Origin of the sequence: Vasconcelosia minhoensis LEGE 07310 (assembly GCF_015207255.1) — a bacterium.
Lineage (GTDB): Bacteria > Cyanobacteriota > Cyanobacteriia > Phormidesmidales > Phormidesmidaceae > Vasconcelosia > Vasconcelosia minhoensis.
This window is the reverse complement of sequence record NZ_JADEXG010000075.1, coordinates 1-19,834: the sequence shown is the minus strand read 5'-3', so window position 1 is coordinate 19,834 and position 19,834 is coordinate 1. Positions and strand designations below refer to the sequence as shown.

Below are 19,834 nucleotides of genomic sequence, written 5' to 3'. Positions count from 1 at the left end.
CTCCCCTACATCCACCCCCCAATCCACTCCCCCGTCACCCGCGCCTTCTCCAAATGCGGAACATGGCCACATTCCGGGATCCAAACCAGCTGGCTCTGGGGAATCGCCCGCTCAAACTGCTGAGCGTCCTTGGTTCCCAATATCCGATCCTGCTCGCCCCAGAGGATCAGCGTTGGCACCGCAACTTCCTGAATCCGCTTGCCCAGCCGGTAGCCGCCGCTTTTGGTAAAGGCAATCAGGGCCGACTGCCAGCCGGGGGCCTGGAGGTGGAGCGTGGCGCAGCGTTCGGCATCTGCCGTCACCCAGGACTGATCGTGATAGGCTCGCTGACTGATGCCGCGCCGCACTCTGGGATTTCTGAGAAACGCTGCCGCCCAGCTGTCCAATGGCGGAAAGATAAATCGGCCCAGGGCAGGCCCGCTGGTGATCCCAGCGCTGTCGATCAGCACTAGCTTTTGCACCGCTTCGGGGTAGCTCAGCGACCAGTCGAGCGCTGCCGCGCCGCCCATCGAAGCGCCGACCAGGACAACAGGTTCACCAATCATCTGCTGCCAGAAGCTGTACAGATGCAGCCGGATCGCTTCGGGGTCAACTCGCGGAGTGACCAAGCGATCGCTAAAGCCAAAGCCAAGCAGATCGACCGCCCAGACCTGACCGTAGGCCGTCAGCTCGGGCACCAGCCGTCGAAATTCAAAAATTGAGCTGTCAAAGCCATGCAGCAGCAGCAGCGGTAGCCCTTCCCCAGCAGAGACATAGCTGGTCTGAATAGGCGATTCTGCGAGCGGTGTCTGTACTGCGGCAAACTGAATCTGGTTGGCCAGGGCAATCGAGGTTTCCTCCGTCAGCGCCGCTATGTCCTTAGGCAGCATCTTCAGGCAGCATCAGTCAGTGAATCTGTCCGGTACTTCTCTCGCAGCGACACATAGTAGCTGGCAATCAGCGCCATCAGCAGCCACCACAGCGTACTCACCTGGGGCCGATACCAGATTGTATCGACGGCCCCCTGAACCAGCAGGCCGATTTGAACTGCGATCGCGGCCATCAGCCAGTAGCCCTGCGGTTCTAGCCGCTGCCGCAGACGATTAATCTGCACCCAGCTCTGGTAAAAGCTGACCCCGATCAGCCAGGCAAAGCTCAAAATGCCTAAAATCCCCGCTTCTACCGCCGTTTCCAGATAGATTGAGTAGGCGCTGAGGGCCGTATAGTTGGGCTTTTGAAATAGGGGATAGACCTTATTGAAGGCTTCATTCCCCGGCCCAATCCCGATGATTGGGCGAGCCCTGATCATATTCACGACGGATTCCCAGACATTAATCCGAAAATTATTGCTGCTGTCTTCTCGTCCGGCGAACATGGTGAGGACGCGTTCCTGTACCGACGGTACGAACAGCACGGCTGCGACCACCACCGCCGCCGAAGCGCCCAGCAGCAGCGGCAGCGCCCACCGCCGCCAGAACGCGGTAGACAATGGATTCAGCCAGTACACCAGCAGCACCATTAGGACGAAGCTGAGGGCAACAAACCCCAGCCAGCCGCCCCGGCTGCGGGTCAAGATTAAGCAGACGCTGCTGATTCCCCAGAGAACCACCGCCAGCCCTTTCGGCACCCACTTCGGCCAGACAAAAAACGCCGCCGCGCTGAAGCCGACGGCGGGCATCAGATAGCCCGCTAGCAGATTGGGATTGCCTAGATAGCTGTAGACCCGAGTCGATTGGGACAGGTTAGTTTCGGGATCGGACCAGGTGGCCAGCGCCTCGGCCCCAAAGTAGTACTGCCGGATGCCGTAAACCGACACGATCGCCGCCGTCGCCAGATAGACCAAAATCAGCGCCGACCGCAGATTGGGCCTTCGCAGGACGCGGGCCATCAGCATGAACAGCAGCAGATTCAGCGTCAGCTTGACCAGTCCTACCAGAGCCGCTGACTTCACCGGCGATAGTGCCGTCGCCAACACCATCACGCCCCAGTAGACCGTCACTACCACATGCACCGGCGTCAGCCAGCCCTCGGCCTGATCTGACACCGTCAACAGCAGCCACAGCCCGGCGCAGGCCACCATCAGCACTCCAATCAGCGCCGTTGAAACGTAGGGGGCTAGAGCAAACACAATTGCCAGAAACACCCAGCCAATCGCATCGCCCCACTGCAGCAGCCAGCTACCCTGCCGCCACTGTCGCAGCGGTGACAGCAGGCGGTGCAGCAGGCTCACCTGTCGCCACTGGTCGAGGGCAAAGCGGCTGAGCGTGACCCGTTGGAGAGCGGTGTTGAACATGGGCAGGAAGCCGTAAGGTTAATCTGCGGTCCCTATAATGTCAGCGAGTTATGACGCACTGTCAACTATTTCTTCGTTGTCACTTTCATCATTCGGCGGATGGTCGGCCTGATTACCGGATTGAAGGTCGGGCTGATGATTGGACTGGCCATTTGACTCATCATCTGCCGGGCTTTCAGTACCGTTTGCTTCGGCCGGGCCATCCGACTGGCCATTGGGTGCATCTAGCGCTTCAGCTTGGGGATCTGGTACTTCATCCGATGGCTCATCGGATGCTTCATCCAATAGTTCATTGGGGGTACCGATATCGAAGGAGGTACCGCTGCTGATCTTTTCGATGAAAGGCGCGATCGCGGCTACAAAACTGTCCGGCGTCTCGTAGGGCATGACGTTTCGGCCTGCGATAATTTCCCCTTCAGAACAGGGAAAGTGGTCGAGGTAGACCTGTAGCCGCTGCTCCGGTGTCTCGGGCTGGGCTGAGCGGCTAATTGAGGAGGCTTCCTGACCCATTAATACTAGAGTCGGCTGCTGGGTGGCCGCGATCGCTCCCTCATAGTCCTGCCGCCAGAATCCGGCTAAAAAGGAGAAAACCGCGTGGCGGCTGGCCGGCTCCTCCGCGCCGGCTTGCAGCATTGAGAGCCACGAGTCGGAAACGTCAGCGGGCTTCTCAAACAGCTGCCGCTGCGAAAACGAGCGCAGAAACTGCCGCCGCCGGGCGTATTGGTAAAATGCCTGGCCGATCGGCGAGTCAAACAGGTTCCAGTTTACCCGCTGCTGCCAGCTCGGCGTCGGCTCCGTCATCAGCGACCAGTTGGGCGGTCCTGAAAGAATCAGGCCCTTCACCTCGGCGGTCATCGCAGCCAGCCGAATGCCCACCGGCAGCAGCGCCCCCTGGATCACCAGAATCACCGGCTGCTGGACTACCGTATCGATAAAAAACTTCAGCTGCGCCGCCCAGTCTTCAGGATGGTAGGCGGCTCGGGGTTTAACGCTGGCCCCGCAGCCCAGCAGGTCGGGCATATACACCGGGTTCGGCGGCTCTGCCTGCTGCCACTGTTCCAAAAACGGCTGCCAAAATCGACTCGATAGCCCTACCCCAACTGGATGAATCAGCAGAAGGGCTGGAACATCGGCTGATTCTCCCTGCTGCTCATAGGCGCAGCGGTAACCCTGCCATCGATAGAACTGCATGTGTTAATTCGTCTTGCTTGCTACGCGATCGCCAGAGGTTCATCCCCGGTCAGCGGAGACCGAACCGGATCGAGCTGGGCCTGATTGAAGATAGCCGCTGTCCAGCGCACTGCCTTGAGCTGCGCGCCGCCGAGCAACGCTCCGGTCAAGTCGGCCCCGGTCAGGTCGGCCCCGGTCAGATCGGCCCCGCTCAGGTCAGCGTAACAGAGTTTAGCCCCGCGCAAATCTGCCTCGATTAACCTGGCCTGGCGCAGGTCGGCCAGTCGCAGATCAGCTCGGTGCAGGCAGGCCTGGCTAAGATTTGCAAAGATCGCCTGAGTGCGTAGCAGCAAAGCCTGATGAAGATTTGCCTGCTCCAAACTGGCCCAGCTCAGGCAGGTGCGCCAGAGGGTCGCCCCCGTCAGATCGGCCTGAAATAAGTCGGCCTGACGTAAATTAGCACTGGTTAAATCAGCCCAGCACAGCCGTACCTGAGGCAGGCATACGGCTACTAGCTGCATTTCTCGCAGATCAGCTCGCTCAAATCTCCGCTGACCCATAGCATATTGATCGAGTAAGCCATTCAAAATCATCATTCAGCCGACTATTTTGTAACAAAATATTAATTATTAACAAATGTAACAATTTATCAAAGAAGCTGCAATAGATTTCTCTCCGGTCAGTTGATTGATGAACCTCTCCTTTCGCGAGCTGGCTCAGCTCTATCAAAATACGCTGCTGCAGGACGTGATCCCGTTCTGGCAGCAGCACGCTGTGGACGAGACCTATGGCGGCTACTTTTCCTGCCTAGACCAAGATGGTGTCGTCTACGATACGGACAAATTTGTCTGGCTGCAGAACCGGCAGCTCTGGACCTTTTCCCTGCTCTACAACCAGGTTGAACCCCGAAGTGATTGGCTGGCTGTAGCCAAGGCCGGAGCGGAGTTCTTAGCCCACCATGGCCGCGACCCCGACGGCAATTGGTACTTTGCCCTGACCCGAGACGGTCAGCCCCTGGTACAGCCCTACAGCGTGTTTTCTGACTGCTTTGCGGCCATGGCCTTTAGCCAATACGCCAGGGCCAGCGGCGAAAGCTGGGCGAAAGACATCGCGCAGCAGGCTTACGAAACCGTGCTGCGTCGCCAGGATAATCCCAAAGGCAAATACAGTAAGGCCTATCCCGGTACCAGACCGATGAAGTCGCTGGCCGGGCCGATGATTCTGGCCAATCTATCGCTGGAAATGGACTGGCTGCTGGAGCGCGATCGCTTAAATACCATCCTCGACCAGACCGTCCAAACCGTGATGACCGACTTCCGCGACCCGGCAACGGGGCTGATGTATGAAAATGTCGCCCCCGACGGCTCCCACATAGACAGCTTTGACGGGCGGCTGCTCAACCCCGGCCACGGCATCGAAGCGATGTGGTTCATCATGGATATCGCCCAGCGCCGCCAGCAGGAACCGCTGATCTATCAGGCAGTCGATACGATGCTGGCGATTCTTGACTTTGCCTGGGACCGGGAGTTTGGCGGCCTGTACTACTTTCTCGATGCCCAGGGCCATCCGCCGGACAAGCTGGAGTGGGATCAAAAGCTTTGGTGGGTGCATCTTGAAACACTGGTTGCCCTAACTATGGGATATCGGCTCACCGGGCGGCAGCTCTGCTGGGACTGGTATCAGAAGGTGCATGACTATACCTGGTCTCACTTTGCCGATTCGGGGCGGGAGTGGTTTGGCTATTTGAACCGGCGCGGAGAGGTATTGCTGCCCTTAAAAGGCGGGAAGTGGAAGGGGTGTTTTCACGTGCCGAGGGCGATGTATTTGTGCTGGCGGGAGTTTGAGAGGATGGGGTAGTTGTGGATGGGTGGATGGGGTGGATGGGTAGGGGCTTGGTTTCCAAGCCCGCAAGCGGATTAGGGCTTTTGGGTTGGGAGATGTCTGGATAGATGAAAGGGTTGGCTAGCTGAGCTGGTGCAGGTACCAGGTTAGAAAATTGGTGACGGAGCTTTCGGTCAGGGGGGACAGCGGGCCGGGGCGGTAGGCGCTGGAGCGGATGCCAGCGTAGTTGTTTTCGCAGAGCTGCCAGTCTTGCTCGCTGGTGGCCTGCCAGACGGCGGCGACGTCAGCTGGGCTGTAGTCTCGGCCTTCAACGGCGTCGGGGTGGATGAGAAAGGCGACGTCTATCTGGGTTTGGTTCACCGCTAGCGGGATGACTCGGGTGGTCATGGCGTAGTCGGCGTTGGCGTGGCCCCAGAAGTTGGGCAGGCCGATGATCCGCAGGCTGCCGACTTCTGGTTGGGTGAAGTCTCCCATCAGCGGCGCGGTCAGCTGGCCGGTGAGACTCTCAGTCAGGAAAGGCGGCTTCAGCGGCAGCCGGGCCACCCGGAACCAGCCGCCGTCGGGGAAGCTGACCTCACGGGGGGCCAGGCCCATGGCCTGCCAGCGCTGGTAGGATTCAGCCAGGCTCTTCTGGTAGCGGCGAGTTGCCCGGGTATCGCCGGGAAGTCCAAAATCGTAGTTAGAGAGGAAAAATTCTGGATGGGCACCGGCGCAGTGGTAGCATTCGCGGTTGTTTTCGATCAGCGTCTTCCAGTTGGCTGAGACGGTGTAGGTGTGGCGGGCGATGATTTTGGCCTGGTCCAGCCGGTGCGGGGTGAGCTGGGGCGCGATCGCGTCCACCGCCGCTTCAAAATCCGGCGGCTGGGCGGCCAGGCAGACGAAAATCAGTCCGGCCAGCTCTCTCACCTGGGCTGAAATCAGGCCATGCTCGGCCCGATCGAATTCTCGACCCATTAGCCTTGCTCCGCGTAGCTGCCCGTCTAGCTGGTAGGACCACTGGTGGTAGGGGCAAACTAGCGCTTTGGCCTGGCCGCAGGATGCTAGAGCAATTCGCGATCCCCGATGGCGGCAGACGTTGAAATGGGCATGGAGGCGATCGCGATCGCGCACCACCACCAGCGACTCATCCCCCACAGTTACGGTCAGGTAGTCCCCCGGCTGCGCCACCTCACAGCTGTGGCCGACAAACAGCCAGCTGCGATAGAAAATCTGCCGCAGGTCGGCCTGAAAGACGACTTCGTCGGTATAGAATTCCTGAGGCAGACTTTGGCCGGGCTGATAGCGACGGATCAGCGCTTGTAGGGAAGAAGATTGCGGCGATTGCGCTACGGTAGGCACAGCCAGGTTAGTCTTCATATCAGCAGTACGGCAGTCTAATTCGGCTCATCCTAATTGACGAATTCAGACCGTTCAAGGTACAGAAAACACTGCCTTTAGCCGATCCCATTGGGCAGATTACACAGGCAGCCTGCTATTAGGCTGTTAGAAAGCAGTTTAGAAGAAAGCGGTTTAGACTTTTCCATGCTCAATGCTACTCAGGCCATCGCCCAATCGCTCTCGGTGCGTCCGGCGCAGGTTCAGGTGGCGCTAGAACTATTCGCAGACGGGGCGACGGTGCCCTTCATTGCTCGCTATCGAAAAGAGCGGACGGGCGAACTGGATGAGGTGCAGCTGAGGCAGATTGCCGAGCAGCGAGCATACCTGGCCGAACTGGCGGCGCGGAAACAGACGATTCTAGCCTCGATCCAGGCGCAGGACGGGCTCACTCCGGCGCTGGAAGCCAAAATCGCCGCCTGTTTGAGCAAGACAGAGCTGGAAGATCTCTACCTGCCCTACCGACCCAAGCGCCGCACCCGCGCCACGATGGCTCGGGACAAGGGTTTAGATCCGCTAGCCGAGGCAATCGCGGCATTGAACCAAAAGGGGCAGCCGGGCAAAAAGCTCGCCGACCTGGCCCAGCCTTTTGTCTCTGACGAGGTTCCTGACGTAGAAGCAGCCCTGCAGGGAGCCTCCGACATTCTGGCTGAGACCGTAGCGGAGCAGGCAGAGCTGCGATCGCGTCTGCGTCAGCGTTTCCTCACTCAGGGCAGCCTGACGTCCAAAATCAAATCAGACCAGCCCGAAGGCAGCACCAAATATGAGATGTACCGCCGCTATCAGGTGGCGGTGAGCCAGATTGCGCCCCACAATTTGCTAGCGCTGCTGCGCGGAGAGCGAGAGGGCATTTTAAAAGTTGCTCTGGAAGTTGACGAAGCCCAGATTCTGAGCGATCTGGAGCATAGGCAAATTCAGACCCGCGACCGAGACATCCGGCAGTTCTACCAGGCCATGCTCAAGGACGCCTTTAGCCGCCTGGTTCGCCCGGCCCTCAGCCGTGAAGTGATGGCCGAGAAAAAAGCCTGGGCCGACACCGCTTCGATTCAGACCTTTGCGGATAACTTAAACAATTTGCTGCTGGCTCCCCCCGCCGGAATGGAGCCGACGCTGGGGATCGATCCCGGCTTTCGCACCGGCTGCAAGGTAGCGGCGATTAGCCAGACCGGCCAGTTTTTGGAATATCAGGCGATTTTTCCCCACACCGGCGAAGGTCAGCGCCAGCAGGCAGCCCAGACGCTGCGCCAGCTGATCCAGAAGCACCAGATTCGGCTGATTGCGATTGGCAACGGCACTGCCAGCCGGGAGACCGATGCCTTTGTCGGCGAAGTGCTAAGCAGCCTGCCTGAGCCGCCGGTGAAGGTGATGGTCAGCGAGTCCGGCGCTTCGGTTTATTCGGCGAGTGAAGTCGCGATCGCGGAATTCCCCCAGCTCGACGTCACCGTGCGCGGCGCGATTAGCATCGCCCGCCGGCTGCAAGATCCGCTGGCGGAGCTAGTGAAGCTCGATCCTAAAGTCATCGGCGTAGGGCAGTATCAGCACGATGTAGACCAGAAGCAGCTAAAGCAAAAGCTGGATGAGACCGTCGAGAGCTGCGTAAATTATGTTGGGGTAAATCTAAATCTGGCTTCGCGGGAGCTGCTGGCCTACGTTTCGGGGATTACGCCCACCATCGCCAACAACATTGTGGCCTACCGCGATCGGGTGGGAGCGTTTCGCGATCGCAAAGCGCTGCTCAAGGTCAGCCAGCTCGGTCCCAAAGCCTTTGAGCAGGCCGCCGGTTTTCTGAGAATCCCCCAGGGCAGCAACCCCCTCGACAACACCGCCGTCCATCCCGAAAGCTACACCCTGGTTCAAACTATAGCCGCAGACCTAGATTTGCCGCTGGGTCAGATTTCTCAGGCCGTCGAGCGGCTGCGCCCCAATCTCAAGCGCTATGCCACCGACACCATCGGTGAACCGACCCTGCGCGACATCCTGCGTGAGCTAGAAAAGCCAGGTCGCGATCCCCGGGCTCAGTTTACCTACGCTCAGTTCAAGTCAGACGTGACGACAATTAATGATTTAACTCCTGGCATGGTGCTGGAAGGCGTGGTCACCAACGTGGCCAACTTCGGGGCGTTTGTCGATATCGGCGTCCATCAGGACGGACTGGTTCACATTTCGCAAATGGCCAATCGATTTGTCAAAGACCCGAAAGAGATCGTTCAGGTCGGCCAGGTGGTTCAGGTGAAGGTGCTGACGGTTGACCCAAAGCTTAAGCGGATTGGCCTGACGCTGCGGCTAGATCAGCCGGTTGAGAACCCAGCTTAGTTTACCTTTCTACATCTTTAGTCAGAACGCCTTTTCTTCCCAGGGGCGAGGGCTGGGCTTGACCATATCGCTTTACTAGAAGCAAGCACAGTTCATCTCACCGGAGAAAAATATATGGCAGTTCGCTCTTTTGCCCTGACCGTCGGCATTGTCTATACAATTGTCGGCATTCTAGGCTTTATTCCCAGCCTGGTTGAGCCCGCAACCAGTGCACCCCACCTTTTAGCTGAAGTCGATCAGGGCGGGCTGGCCGGCTATGGCTACCTCTTTGGCCTGTTCCCGATCAACACCTATCACAACACCGTCCACCTGATTGTCGGCGCATCGGGCGTTGTGGCCTACCTCACCGAGGGCAGCTCCCGAATTTTTGCGGGTACGCTGGCCGTTTTTTATGGCCTGCTCGGCGTCATGGGGCTGATTCCTAACCTAAACACCACGCTGGGTCTAATCCCCCTCTACGGCAATGATGTTTGGTTGCATCTTGGCACTGCCGCGATCTCCGCCTATTTTGGGTTTGCAAAAGGCTGGAGGTCGGTGCCGCCCCAGGCCAACGAAGAATACGGCGCTCCCTCTAACTGATCGCGACTCTCCAATCGGCAGTTACGCATCTAACCCATTTCCTAAAGTGACGACCTCTCAGCAAATTGCTGAGAGGCTTTTTGTGTCAGGTGGCCGACCAATGACACCCGTAGTCTGAAAACTGCGGAAGTCGGCTCATTCATACTTGACATAGTATCAATAGTGCTACTAATATTTAGATATTCAGAATGCTTTAGGTGTAGTGCAATGTATTTATAGAACTGGTTCCCTATAGTCGTAAGCTATATGTCTAAAAAGGATAAGCTGCTCAAAGCAGTGAGGAATAATCCTTCTGATGTGCGTTTTGACGATCTGCGTAAGATCTGTGAAGAGTACTTCGGTAAACACACCAGTTCAGGCACTAGCCACTACGTTTATCCCACTCCCTGGAAAGGAGATCCTCGGATAAACATTCAAAACAAGAACAGTAAAGCGAAGAGATATCAGGTTCTCAAGGTGATTGAAGCCATAGACAAGCTTCAGGAGGTAAAGAATGAAAGCAGTTCAGAAAGTTAGCCCAAAATTATATGCTTATCGAATTACTTGGTCTGCTGAAGATGAAGAGTTTGTAGGCACCTGTGCTGAATTTCCTAGCCTAAGCTGGTTGGAAGAAGACCAAGCTGCTGCCTTACAAGGCATCTGCGAACTTGTAGCTGACACTATTAAAGAATTAGAACAGACAGGTGAAAGTGTTCCTAAACCTTTATCTGAGAGAAACTTCAGCGGTAAGTTCCAAGTTCGTATACCTCCATCACTACATAGAGAGCTAGCAACCAAAGCGGCAGAAGAGAACGTAAGTCTTAATCGCTTGGTAGGAAGAAAGCTCGCTACTGCATAAGGGAGTGTAACTAGGCAGTGGAGGAGTGCAACAGAACTTCTACGCTGTGAGTATGCTGCTTGTATAGGAGAGCCGCTATCTAGAATTAGGATAAATAGCCGTCTGCCATCTCTATTGATACACAGAAGCGATCGTCGCTTGCGTTTGGGCAGTCTTTGAGATCACCGAAATTCGCGCAGATGCTCACATTGCCAATGCTGCATCACGAAAGCTACTGGAGAAGTTTGACTTCAAACCGGCCAAACCGTCCTGTCGATTGGCGTTAGCATATAAGATTAGCCATCTGGTCAGCCAGTGACTCTGACGCAGCCAGACTACATCCTCTATGCTCAGCACGGCTGGGCCGATACCCACCGGGACATTGCCGCTTTAACCCAGTCTGTCGCTAGCCCCCGTGCTCACCGGGTGACGCCCAATTTGGGCTTCATCAACACCTGGCTGCGGATGGCTCCGCTGGTCGATGCGGTAGACGCGATCGCGACCCAAACTCACCATCTGTACCCTGATATCCCAATCCGAATCATCGGCCATTCCATGGGCGGCCTGATCTGGCTGGAAGTGCTCAAGCGCCATCCCGACTGGTGGCCCCAGGTTGAATCGCTGATCCTGATTGGCTCCCCAGTTAGCGGTTCCGACCTGAGCCGCACCCTCGACCCTTTTCAATGGGGCATTGGCATTGCCAAAGACCTGGGTCAGAACCGCCGTCCCCTGGCCGAAAAGATTGCCGCCGCGATTCCTACCCTGACGATTGTGGGCGATGTCGGTAATGCCAGCGATGGGATTGTGCCAATTGCCTGTAGCCAGTTTCATCGGGCTCGCTGCATTACCCTCAAAGGAATTTATCATGACGCGCTCAAGTGTCACCCTGAGGTAGCCGCAGCCATTCGCCACTATTGGGCACAGCCCCAGAGCTTTAGGCTGCCGCCCGCAGTGTCGCTGACTGAGCGCGATCGCACTGGCTAACGAAGGGAAGATGACGATCAAGGAGATCTGCGAGCAGGTTGGCTGTTCGCGCTCTAACTACTACCGGCAGATAGCCCCGAACTTGCAGAGTCAAGCCGATGTAAAGTGAACTAAAGTAGCGCACCAGCGACAGAGCAATGAATCTAAGCATCAAAACTCATGTTGGCCCCAATGGGGTCTTGCACATAGAAGGGCTCAACCAGATTGCCGATCAGGACGTAACTGTAACCGTGTCCTTCCCGGCTACATCCGTTGGCTCTGCCGAATTTGACCTAGAGCAGTATGCCGCACCTACCGTAGGGCCAGAGGTTGCCGCTAGCATCATGGCTATCAGCGCCGCCTGCTCCAGCCTGCCTGTTTTGGATGATCGCAATGCTGACGAAATCTTGGCCTACAACGATATCGGTCTCCCTGAGTAAGCTAATGGTGATTGACACCTCGGCAGTGATTGCCATACTGCAACAAGAAGCCGAAGCTCAGCAGTTTGCTGAGCTGATAGCTGTAGACCGATATCGGCTGATGTCTTCTGTGTCACAGCTTGAAAGCGCTATAGTCATTGGTAGTCGATATGGTGTCACCGGGCAAGCACAGCTGGATGCCCTTCTTCGTACCCACGCGATCTCAATTATTCCATTCACCTTAGTTCAAGCCGAAGCTGCCAAAATCGCCTATTTTGCCTACGGCAAAGGACATCATCCCGCTCGATTGAACATGGGAGACTGTTGTTCTTATGCCTTAGCGAAGACAACCGGAGAGCCACTCCTGTTCAAAGGCAACGACTTCTCACAGACAGATATTCCCATTGTCGATGAATGAATCAGCAGATCAGTACGCAACCCAAGCTCAAAAAAACTCAAGCCTTCTGAGAAATCACTTTTGAGATATCAGATCAGACACCGTTTCCGAGGGTATAGAAACCTCTAAATAACGAGATATTGAAAGAAGGACTAAGTGGTTACGTTCAGCGAAATAAACTTTGCGACGGACTCAACGAAGGTTCTCATAATAAAAAGCTGCGAGTCTAGGTCAATCTCTCTAATTGAATGCTCAATCTGGCCTGTTTGTCTAAACTCGCGATTACACTGGTCAATCTTAGATAGCGGAGCGTTCTTGAGCATAGGACAGACAGCTAGTGGCATCTCTGAAACACCAACGAACTGAGGCTGAAAGTATTGACTGATAAACGTGAGAGAGTTACTAGGCTTCACTAGTTCAGCTCTTCGGTGTTTGAAATAGGTATCTCGAAAAGCCCTGGAGACAAAACCGCTAAGGCATCGCCAGTCGGATCACTGGATAGAAGTGGAATATACTCAGGAACTGCGGCAGTAAGCTGATGGGCCACATGGTCAGTACAGTTTGGCTCAGAACCACTACCTAAGTAGAAGAACAAACCTGGTGCTATCAGAGCTGATGAGTGCAGCGAAAAGTAGGCGTCGATTCGGTCATTCCGTCGCAGCCATTTTCTTACTGCAATACACTCAGGATAAGTATCTGTCGTGAAGTAACCTTCTAAATCGCGACTCTGTTGTGCCTCGTCACTGAGCAAATTTTGCAAGGTAGGATTCGTAGATAGAGCCTCAGCGTTTCTGTATAGGAAGTCGGGGTCTACAGCTGGCACAACTTTGAACTGAACGCCAGGAGTTGACTGGCTTGCCAGCTGTCGGAGCAGCGATAGAGCAGACAGCGGTCCTATAATCTCGCCAGCATGGCAACCTGCAATTACAGCAATCGTTCGGGTAGCAGTGCTATCGCCTACAGTCACGCCGTACAAGGGCCGATCCTCACCAGAAAGGCCAATTACTTCGACCTGTGTGCCAAGAGCTTCAGTTTCTAGAACGAGGCGGTCGAGTTGTTTGATGTCAGTCCATTCTATTTCGGCATCTACCTGATTACGGTTGTGTAGATAGAGAGTTAGGCGTTCCGAAAGGCTGCTTTGACCGAGCAACGCTGACTTCCACCATATCGCGCCTTAGTCCGCACTACAGCTAGTTTCAATCTTAGGAAGATAAAGCCCTGGAAATTAGGGGTTAAACGCTTCCGAATAGTATATATGATCGTTCCAAAATCCTTCGTTTGAGAGACGGGTGTCTCAAATAGAGGATTTCTGAAACAGCCCGGCCAAACCGTCCTGTCGATTGGCGTTAGCATATAAGATTAGCCATCTGGTCAGCCAGTGACCCTAACGCAGCCAGACTACATCCTCTATGCTCAGCACGGCTGGGCCGATACCCACCGGGACATTGCCGCTTTAACCCAGTCTGTCGCTAGCCCCCGTGCTCACCGGGTGACGCCCAATTTGGGCTTCATCAACACCTGGCTGCGGATGGCTCCGCTGGTCGATGCGGTAGACGCGATCGCGACCCAAACTCACCATCTGTACCCTGATATCCCAATCCGAATCATCGGCCATTCCATGGGCGGCCTGATCTGGCTGAAAGTGCTCAAGCGCCATCCCGACTGGTGGCCCCAGGTTGAATCGCTGATCCTGATTGGCTCCCCAGTTAGCGGTTCCGACCTGAGCCGCACCCTCGACCCTTTTCAATGGGGCATTGGCATTGCCAAAGACCTGGGTCAGAACCGCCGTCCCCTGGCCGAAAAGATTGCCGCCGCGATTCCTACCCTGACGATTGTGGGCGATGTCGGTAATGCCAGCGATGGGATTGTGCCAATTGCCTGTAGCCAGTTTCATCGGGCTCGCTGCATTACCCTCAAAGGAATTTATCATGACGCGCTCAAGTGTCACCCTGAGGTAGCCGCAGCGATTCGCCACTATTGGGCACAGCCCCAGAGCTTTAGGCTGCCGCCGTTGGTTGAACTGACTGAGCGCGATCGCGCTATCCGTCAGCTGCAGGAAATTCCCGGTATGACCGATACCCACACCCGCAACTTTGGGCAAGCTCGACCCTGGGGAACCCTGGCCGATGGCTCAGTTCTGCATACCTGGCAGAGTCCGGTCGGCGTTCATCACGTTTACCTGGCCGACCCGGTAAGCTGCTGCTATGCGGGGTTTGTCGGCTGGCCGCATACGGGGGAGCTTTATCGGACACTGCGTGAAATGGGGTGATCGGCTTAAATCCAGGTTTTGAGCCACCAGCGCGATCTCAGGGCGTCGGGGGAGAGCGGCAGACCCAGGTAAATCGGTAGCCAGAATAGAGCTGCCAGGAGGACTACCGTGATTAAGGCCAGGCTGATTGTGCGAGTTTCGGCAGAGCGCTGATGCAGCCAGCGGCTGAGTAGCCAGGCAAAGGTGAGGAAGGCAAAGACCGCTGCTGGCATGTAGTGGTAGAGAAAGGTACAGCGCTGAATCAAGAGCCAGGGTAGCCAGTTAACCGCGTAGTTCACGATCAGGTAGCGCGGCACCGAGCTGCGGCCTGGCTGACTGGGCGTTTTCGGGATTGAAAGAGATCGGCTGCCTACTTTTTGCCTAGTTTTGGTGAACCCGCCGACGGCCCTTTGACCGGTCTCGGCCAGCAATCCCAAGGCTACCGCTAGCACCGCTGCGGTTGACAGCCACCACAGCGGCGGATTGCCCAGCCCGTGGACGTCATAGACCTGCTGGCCCACCTGCTGATAGTCGTAGGCGACCGGCCGCAGCAGTAGCGGCCAGGTATACCAGCTTGAGCAGTAGGCATGGACTGCCTCGCCCTGGCCCATGCGCTGGTGGAACTGCCATATTTGCCGATGCAAGTCCCACAGATTGTCATGGCTAATCAGCAGATGGGGAATCCAGAGCAGCCCATAAACGCCGATGGGGACTATCCCTAGATAAATGAGCCATTTTCCAGATCTGATCTCTCCCCAGCCGCGGACTAAGACTAGCCCTAAGGCAAACGCTGCACCGTTCCACTTCACCGCTACACAGGCGCCTAAAGCAATTCCCGCTAGGATGCGGTAACGCCCTTTGACTTTGCCGTTTAGTCGCGCTGCTCGCAGCCAAAGCCAGTGGCCTAGCAGCCCAAAAAAGATGAGATGAATGTTGATTAATGCATAGCGCGACTCCACCACAAAGAGGCCGTCGATCGCGACAAACAGCCCGGCTAATAGGGCAAATCGCGATCGCGCTGGGCTGGGCAACCGCTGACCTAGCTCATGGGCGATTCCCATCACCAGCAGGGGAATGAGCGTACCTAGCAGCGCCGTCATCCAGCGGTATGCGATTGGGGCTGAAGCGATGCCTAAATCCTCGTGGGGGGCGGCAGTCGGCAGCCTTTGAGCTAGCCATAGCCCAACCGCAATCAGATACTTCCCCAGCGGCGGATGAACGTCAAACACCGGTTCGCCCTGGAGGTAGCCTTGGGCAAATCGAACGAAATGAGTCTCGTCAAAGACCAGCCGATTGAACCGCCCTAGCCCCCAAAAGCGCAGTCCAAAGCTGAGTCCGACCACGGCCAATGCTCCTATATAGGAGCGCTGAAGTCGCTGTAGTCCGGTGAGCGGATAATTCTGAATCTTCAAGACCCGTCCTCACTCAGAACAGATGCTGCACAGATGCCGCCCTAGTGTAGCTGGTCTAGTCTAACTTTAGGACGGCTCAACCGCTTCAGCGGCTGATTCTGTCTTAACCTCAACCCTCAGCAGGTAGGTCAGCGCGGCTGCTAAAACGCAGATCGCACTCAGAAAGCGCAGCAGGTGAACAATGCCGAACGTCGCCTGCCAAATCGGTAGCCCGTAAGCCCCAACCACTGCGCCAGCTTTCGCGATCGCGGCCGCCAGCCCCGCGCCGCCAGCCCGGATTGCGGGCGGGAAAACCTCCCCCGACAGCAGAAACGTCGTCGAATTGGGTCCTGCATTCATAGCCAGGTTGAAGAGAATAAAGCCGCCAAACAGCAGGCCATAGTGCGTAGCCCCAGGCGTGCCACCGCCAGAAAATGACAGCAGCAGCAGCCCCAGCGCCATTCCGGCAAATCCGAGCACCTGGAGCGAAATGCGACCCACCCGATCGACCAGCAGAATGGCCAGAATAAAGCCGCCGATCAGAAACATATTCACAAAAGCCGCTCCCTCTGCCCCAGCCATCGACTCAGACAGCAGCCCAGCTCTGGGAGCCAGAGCCAGGGTCGCAATAATAGTAGGGGTAAAAATCCCGATGCCGTAGGTCGCAATGTCCTGTAAGAACCAGGGCAACGCAGCTAGTGCCGTGCGTCGTAAGTACTGTCGTGAAAACAGATCGCCGTAGCCGAGCCGGCTTGCGGACGCTGTCGGCTCGGTCGCAGGGCTGAGCTCAATTTTTTGTTCGAGTAGCTGTGAGGCTGACTCAGAAGCCGCTTTGTAATTTTCCTTGGCCAAATAATAGCAGGGGCTCTCTAGCAAAAAAGCCAGCCGCAGCAGACCAATCAGCACCGCCAGCACCAATCCAACTGCCAGCATTGCTCGCCAGGCATAGTGAGTGGCCCATTCTACCGAGTCGGGCGCGAGCGCTCGGCAGAGGCCAATCGTGACTATCCCAAGCAGCGCTCCGAACAGCGCCCCTACCGCCTGAAAGCTAAACGCGCCGATCACCATGCGACCCCGGAAGCGCATGGGAACATTTTCAGTAATATACGAGACGCTAATAGGATAGTCTGCGCCGATTCCCACCCCGACCAAAAATCGAAATGCAATGAGCGCTGCCGGATTCCAGGCAAAGGCTGCGCCTGCTGAGGCCAGGATAAAAATACCGATGTCTACCAGCAGCATCAGCTGACGACCGACTCGGTCCGTGATTGGTCCTAGGGTGAGGGAGCCGACCAGGGCGCCGACTACGGCTGCAGTCGCGATCGCGCCGACGGCCTCGGGTCCCAGCCCAAAATCCTGCTGAATGAAGGGCATGGCAACGCCAATGATAAAGAAATCGAAGCCGTCTAAGCCAATCAGTCCGGCAGAAAGCAGCCATAGTCGCCACATCGGACGCGTCAGCGAAGACCGATTAAGCTGTTCTAAAAAAGACGAGTGGATAGGGCTCATTTAAGATCGAACAGTTTTTTGAAGTTCAGATCAGGCTATCTGCTCCTGATTTCAATTCATATTAATCTTGATTTGAGACAGCTGGAGGACTATTCGGTGCTTTTCTCAATATCGCCAATGCAAGTTTGTCGGCCAAAGCTCAAACAAAATTTTTGCGTAAAACTACTATGTTGTCAGCAGGATAATATTTAGCTAAGGGCAATTTTACCTAAGGCCAATTGGAAAATAATATTTCAGAATCCAGTGTATTTATAGATGGCCTTCGCGATTTGAGGGAGCTATCAAATTAGTCTGATATTTGCGATACTGTTTTTCAGACATTTTTTAGATAATTCAAATTCAGTATAACCCCCTAAATAAGCTAGGACAGCCGTCTTTTGCTTTCGTATATCTATCATTTAAACGTCTGTAATATCAGCTACTGGAACTTTATCAGGCATGGATAAAGGACCTTTATTGCCATTAGCAATATTTACTAGCATAGTGTATTGAAGTCTTACCTATATCGTTTCAGTCAGAATAAATTTAGAAGCTATAAGCGTCTTGATTCTGAAAAAGACGCTGTTAAATAAATTTTAGCAATAGGTAACTATTATTGTCTGCTTTTGTAGTTTAACTGCTGCTCAAGTTGAAAGAGCGATCTCTAGCAGATCGCTCAATGAGCGAGACTGAGAAAGCTGACTGCCTGACACAAGTACCGTAGTATCAAGCGCGATATCCTGATAGTTCCTGCCTTTCACCTACTTTTGCTAGTCAGACAAGCAGCTATAACCAAATCCCTATTGTTCAGATCACTCATTTCTTTCGCGAGACTGTGGAAAGCTTAGGGCAGAAGTGATTCTGTTAGAACGCTAACAAATCCTAGAAGAATTTAGACTGGTCTTGCTGAAACCTATAGCCTAGCCCTATGAACAGCGGCGTCAGATAGAGGTAAATTGCGTAGGGAATGAAGCCGGGGCCGACGGTTAGAACCGTTGCCGGAATAAGCCCGGCAATGTTCCAAGGAATGAGTGGAGAGATGACGACTACGGTATTTTCCAGATCGAGCGCGATCGCGTCCTGACTTCCCCGAGTCTGATAGTGAGGCTGCATAATTTGTTGGGTCAGCAAAATAGCGATTGTTTGCGTGCAGCCAAAGATTGCTGCCGCAGTACCTACACCGGTTGTAGCGGCAAACAAATGGTCGGGGCGCTGAATCTTCCCTAGCCCTTTCTCCAGGCTGGCGAACGCTTTAGTCCCGGCAAAGATGCCCGCAAAAGCGGTTGAAATCAGCACGACAATGACGGCTTTGCCCATCGCCAGCAGGCCGCCGCCCAGCAGAATGTCACTCAGCGGTGTAGCGGCATCTAGCGTAAAACCGGTTAAAGTAAATTTTACTAGCTGGGTTAGGGAGTAGCCCTGGAGGCCGTGCGCGATCGCGATGCCTATACCCAAACTGACTAACATTGCCAGCTTCACCTCCAGCCGCAGCATAGCCAGCAGCAGAATAGCGATAGCGGGCAACAGCGCCAGCGGAGAAAGCTGAAAATATTGGGGTAGCGTTGCGATTACGGGATTGTCGCTGAGCTGAGCCGGATTAAGTAAGGAGAGCACTAGGTAAACGACGAGCGTCAGCCCCATCGGCCAGGCTGAGGTCACTACTATATTTTTTAGGTTCCTATGCAGCGAAGTGCGGGTGATGCTGGCCACCAAACAGGCGCTGGAAGACATGGGTGAACAGCGATCGCCGACGTAGGCCCCGGCAATAATCGCTCCCGCTACCAGATTAGGGTTGATGCTGCTGCCCCGCGCCATGACCATCAGCGCCAGCCCAATGGTACCCGCCGCGCCAAACGAAGTGCCGATGAGCACCGACACCGCGCCGGTCAGCACAAACGCCGATAGCACAAATAGCCGGGGCTGGATCAGCTGCGTGCCGTAGTAAACCAGCGCCGGCACCGTTCCCGCCGCCATCCAAATAGCAATGACGCTGCCAATTAGCAGTAAAATGTTGACCGCCGGCAGCGCCTGACGACAGCCCTTCAGCCCCATCTGAGCCAGCTCGCGGAGGCGAAACCCTCGTTGGTTTAGCACGGCCACAAAAAGTCCTAGGGAGAGCAGCAATGGATAGGCCATGTAGGTGCCCCGAATGGCGCTGGAGACCAGCAGGGCAAAGGATAGGAGCAGAGCCGCAGCGAGGCCTGTCCCCTGACTGAATCGGCTGGCGAAAAACCGCATAGATCATGAGAAGAATGACATTTCTATTTCACTTCAAACATCCGATGGGTTCAACGCAGCGGTTTGATAGCTACCATCGATGCCATCGATGGTAGACTGGACTCTAAAACTGACTTAATAGCGTTAATTCTGAAATGCGTGAAATGGCTGAAGGTCAGCTCAAGATCTCTCATCTGCGGGCGCTGGTAGCGGTTGCTGACCAAAACTAATGGGATTCAAGCCCCGCCCTTTCAGGGCGGCTTTGAGTTTGGATGTATTGCTTCAGGATCTCCAAAGGAGCACCGCCTACAGAGCCAGCTGAATAGCTTGGACTCCACAGCGCC

At 55.4% G+C, this 19,834-nt stretch carries 20 protein-coding genes; 10 read left to right on the top strand and 10 right to left on the bottom strand.

All coding sequences use genetic code 11. The features are described from left to right. Positions 1–5 precede the first annotated feature (5 nt). From IQ241_RS22195 to IQ241_RS22180, 4 genes are read right to left on the bottom strand one after another with little or no spacing between them, the layout of a single operon-like run. Positions 6–869, bottom strand: coding sequence for an alpha/beta fold hydrolase (locus tag IQ241_RS22195; RefSeq protein WP_193911456.1), 864 nt, complete (start codon positions 867–869; stop codon positions 6–8). Positions 870–871: 2 nt separating this feature from the next. Further along, on the bottom strand, positions 872–2,272 hold the full coding sequence (locus tag IQ241_RS22190; RefSeq protein ID WP_193911454.1) for an IctB family putative bicarbonate transporter: 1,401 nt from the start codon (positions 2,270–2,272) through the stop codon (positions 872–874). Positions 2,273–2,320: 48 nt separating this feature from the next. Continuing rightward, a complete protein-coding gene (locus IQ241_RS22185; protein WP_193911452.1) occupies positions 2,321–3,463 on the bottom strand; it encodes an alpha/beta fold hydrolase in 1,143 nt (380 codons plus the stop codon). Between the two features lie 20 nt (positions 3,464–3,483). Then, positions 3,484–4,002: a pentapeptide repeat-containing protein gene (locus IQ241_RS22180; protein WP_193911450.1), complete on the bottom strand. Its 519-nt coding sequence runs from the start codon at positions 4,000–4,002 to the stop codon at positions 3,484–3,486. Positions 4,003–4,132: 130 nt separating this feature from the next. Between IQ241_RS22180 and IQ241_RS22175 the strand changes: the two genes are divergently transcribed. Beyond that, the gene (locus IQ241_RS22175; RefSeq protein ID WP_193911448.1) at positions 4,133–5,299 is read left to right on the top strand and encodes an AGE family epimerase/isomerase; all 1,167 of its coding nucleotides are present in this window, start codon (positions 4,133–4,135) and stop codon (positions 5,297–5,299) included. Between the two features lie 105 nt (positions 5,300–5,404). Here IQ241_RS22175 and IQ241_RS22170 read toward each other — a convergent pair whose 3' ends face one another. Further along, complete coding sequence (locus IQ241_RS22170; protein WP_193911446.1) at positions 5,405–6,640, bottom strand: aromatic ring-hydroxylating oxygenase subunit alpha; 1,236 nt, start codon at positions 6,638–6,640, stop codon at positions 5,405–5,407. A 165-nt stretch (positions 6,641–6,805) separates the two neighbouring features. On the opposite strand from IQ241_RS22170, the gene IQ241_RS22165 reads away from it, so the two are divergent. From IQ241_RS22165 to IQ241_RS22130, 8 genes are all read left to right on the top strand, one after another. Then, a complete protein-coding gene (locus IQ241_RS22165) occupies positions 6,806–8,971 on the top strand; it encodes a Tex family protein (protein ID WP_193911444.1) in 2,166 nt (721 codons plus the stop codon). 114 nt (positions 8,972–9,085) lie between these two features. Further along, on the top strand, positions 9,086–9,550 hold the full coding sequence (locus IQ241_RS22160) for a DUF4383 domain-containing protein (protein WP_193911442.1): 465 nt from the start codon (positions 9,086–9,088) through the stop codon (positions 9,548–9,550). Positions 9,551–9,796: 246 nt separating this feature from the next. Beyond that, positions 9,797–10,066 (top strand): toxin HicA, encoded by a 270-nt coding sequence (locus IQ241_RS22155; protein WP_193911440.1) that lies wholly within the window; start codon positions 9,797–9,799, stop codon positions 10,064–10,066. Beyond that, a complete protein-coding gene (locus tag IQ241_RS22150) occupies positions 10,044–10,388 on the top strand; it encodes a type II toxin-antitoxin system HicB family antitoxin (RefSeq protein WP_193911438.1) in 345 nt (114 codons plus the stop codon). The genes IQ241_RS22155 and IQ241_RS22150 overlap by 23 nt, the downstream gene beginning before the upstream one ends. A gap of 294 nt (positions 10,389–10,682) precedes the next feature. Beyond that, positions 10,683–11,351 carry an alpha/beta fold hydrolase gene (locus tag IQ241_RS22145; RefSeq protein ID WP_322743746.1) on the top strand — a complete coding sequence of 223 codons (669 nt, stop codon included), beginning with the start codon at positions 10,683–10,685 and terminating at the stop codon, positions 11,349–11,351. A 10-nt stretch (positions 11,352–11,361) separates the two neighbouring features. Continuing rightward, entirely contained in the window at positions 11,362–11,460 is a 99-nt protein-coding gene (locus tag IQ241_RS26785; protein WP_193911436.1) for a hypothetical protein, read from the top strand. 28 nt (positions 11,461–11,488) lie between these two features. Next, positions 11,489–11,770: a hypothetical protein gene (locus IQ241_RS22135; protein WP_193911434.1), complete on the top strand. Its 282-nt coding sequence runs from the start codon at positions 11,489–11,491 to the stop codon at positions 11,768–11,770. A 4-nt stretch (positions 11,771–11,774) separates the two neighbouring features. Continuing rightward, complete coding sequence (locus IQ241_RS22130; RefSeq protein WP_193911432.1) at positions 11,775–12,167, top strand: type II toxin-antitoxin system VapC family toxin; 393 nt, start codon at positions 11,775–11,777, stop codon at positions 12,165–12,167. A 391-nt stretch (positions 12,168–12,558) separates the two neighbouring features. On the opposite strand, the gene IQ241_RS22125 is transcribed toward IQ241_RS22130, so the two are convergent. Then, positions 12,559–13,296: a M14 family zinc carboxypeptidase gene (locus IQ241_RS22125; RefSeq protein ID WP_193911430.1), complete on the bottom strand. Its 738-nt coding sequence runs from the start codon at positions 13,294–13,296 to the stop codon at positions 12,559–12,561. A gap of 228 nt (positions 13,297–13,524) precedes the next feature. On the opposite strand from IQ241_RS22125, the gene IQ241_RS22120 reads away from it, so the two are divergent. Beyond that, the gene (locus tag IQ241_RS22120) at positions 13,525–14,415 is read left to right on the top strand and encodes an alpha/beta hydrolase (protein ID WP_193911428.1); all 891 of its coding nucleotides are present in this window, start codon (positions 13,525–13,527) and stop codon (positions 14,413–14,415) included. Between the two features lie 5 nt (positions 14,416–14,420). On the opposite strand, the gene IQ241_RS22115 is transcribed toward IQ241_RS22120, so the two are convergent. The 4 genes from IQ241_RS22115 to IQ241_RS26780 all read right to left on the bottom strand — a co-directional run. Then, positions 14,421–15,806 (bottom strand): phospholipid carrier-dependent glycosyltransferase, encoded by a 1,386-nt coding sequence (locus tag IQ241_RS22115; RefSeq protein WP_193911425.1) that lies wholly within the window; start codon positions 15,804–15,806, stop codon positions 14,421–14,423. A 66-nt stretch (positions 15,807–15,872) separates the two neighbouring features. Then, positions 15,873–17,294, bottom strand: a complete 1,422-nt coding sequence (locus IQ241_RS22110) for an MFS transporter (RefSeq protein WP_193911423.1) — start codon at positions 17,292–17,294, stop codon at positions 15,873–15,875. Between the two features lie 861 nt (positions 17,295–18,155). Beyond that, on the bottom strand, positions 18,156–19,511 hold the full coding sequence (locus tag IQ241_RS22105) for a Na+/H+ antiporter NhaC family protein (protein WP_193911421.1): 1,356 nt from the start codon (positions 19,509–19,511) through the stop codon (positions 18,156–18,158). A gap of 205 nt (positions 19,512–19,716) precedes the next feature. Beyond that, on the bottom strand, positions 19,717–19,834 hold a 118-nt coding region (locus IQ241_RS26780), incomplete at its 5' end, for a transposase (protein WP_193911096.1).

Coding starts and splice junctions, on each gene's coding strand:
- IQ241_RS22180 (WP_193911450.1), bottom strand. CDS start 4,002: ATGGGTCAGCGGAGATTTGAGCGAGCTGATCTGCGAGAAATGCAGCTA.
- IQ241_RS22155 (WP_193911440.1), top strand. CDS start 9,797: ATGTCTAAAAAGGATAAGCTGCTCAAAGCAGTGAGGAATAATCCTTCT.
- IQ241_RS22160 (WP_193911442.1), top strand. CDS start 9,086: ATGGCAGTTCGCTCTTTTGCCCTGACCGTCGGCATTGTCTATACAATT.
- IQ241_RS22170 (WP_193911446.1), bottom strand. CDS start 6,640: ATGAAGACTAACCTGGCTGTGCCTACCGTAGCGCAATCGCCGCAATCT.
- IQ241_RS22135 (WP_193911434.1), top strand. CDS start 11,489: ATGAATCTAAGCATCAAAACTCATGTTGGCCCCAATGGGGTCTTGCAC.
- IQ241_RS22165 (WP_193911444.1), top strand. CDS start 6,806: ATGCTCAATGCTACTCAGGCCATCGCCCAATCGCTCTCGGTGCGTCCG.
- IQ241_RS22130 (WP_193911432.1), top strand. CDS start 11,775: ATGGTGATTGACACCTCGGCAGTGATTGCCATACTGCAACAAGAAGCC.
- IQ241_RS22190 (WP_193911454.1), bottom strand. CDS start 2,272: ATGTTCAACACCGCTCTCCAACGGGTCACGCTCAGCCGCTTTGCCCTC.
- IQ241_RS22110 (WP_193911423.1), bottom strand. CDS start 17,294: ATGAGCCCTATCCACTCGTCTTTTTTAGAACAGCTTAATCGGTCTTCG.
- IQ241_RS22175 (WP_193911448.1), top strand. CDS start 4,133: ATGAACCTCTCCTTTCGCGAGCTGGCTCAGCTCTATCAAAATACGCTG.
- IQ241_RS22195 (WP_193911456.1), bottom strand. CDS start 869: ATGCTGCCTAAGGACATAGCGGCGCTGACGGAGGAAACCTCGATTGCC.
- IQ241_RS26785 (WP_193911436.1), top strand. CDS start 11,362: ATGACGATCAAGGAGATCTGCGAGCAGGTTGGCTGTTCGCGCTCTAAC.
- IQ241_RS22150 (WP_193911438.1), top strand. CDS start 10,044: ATGAAAGCAGTTCAGAAAGTTAGCCCAAAATTATATGCTTATCGAATT.
- IQ241_RS22185 (WP_193911452.1), bottom strand. CDS start 3,463: ATGCAGTTCTATCGATGGCAGGGTTACCGCTGCGCCTATGAGCAGCAG.
- IQ241_RS22105 (WP_193911421.1), bottom strand. CDS start 19,511: ATGCGGTTTTTCGCCAGCCGATTCAGTCAGGGGACAGGCCTCGCTGCG.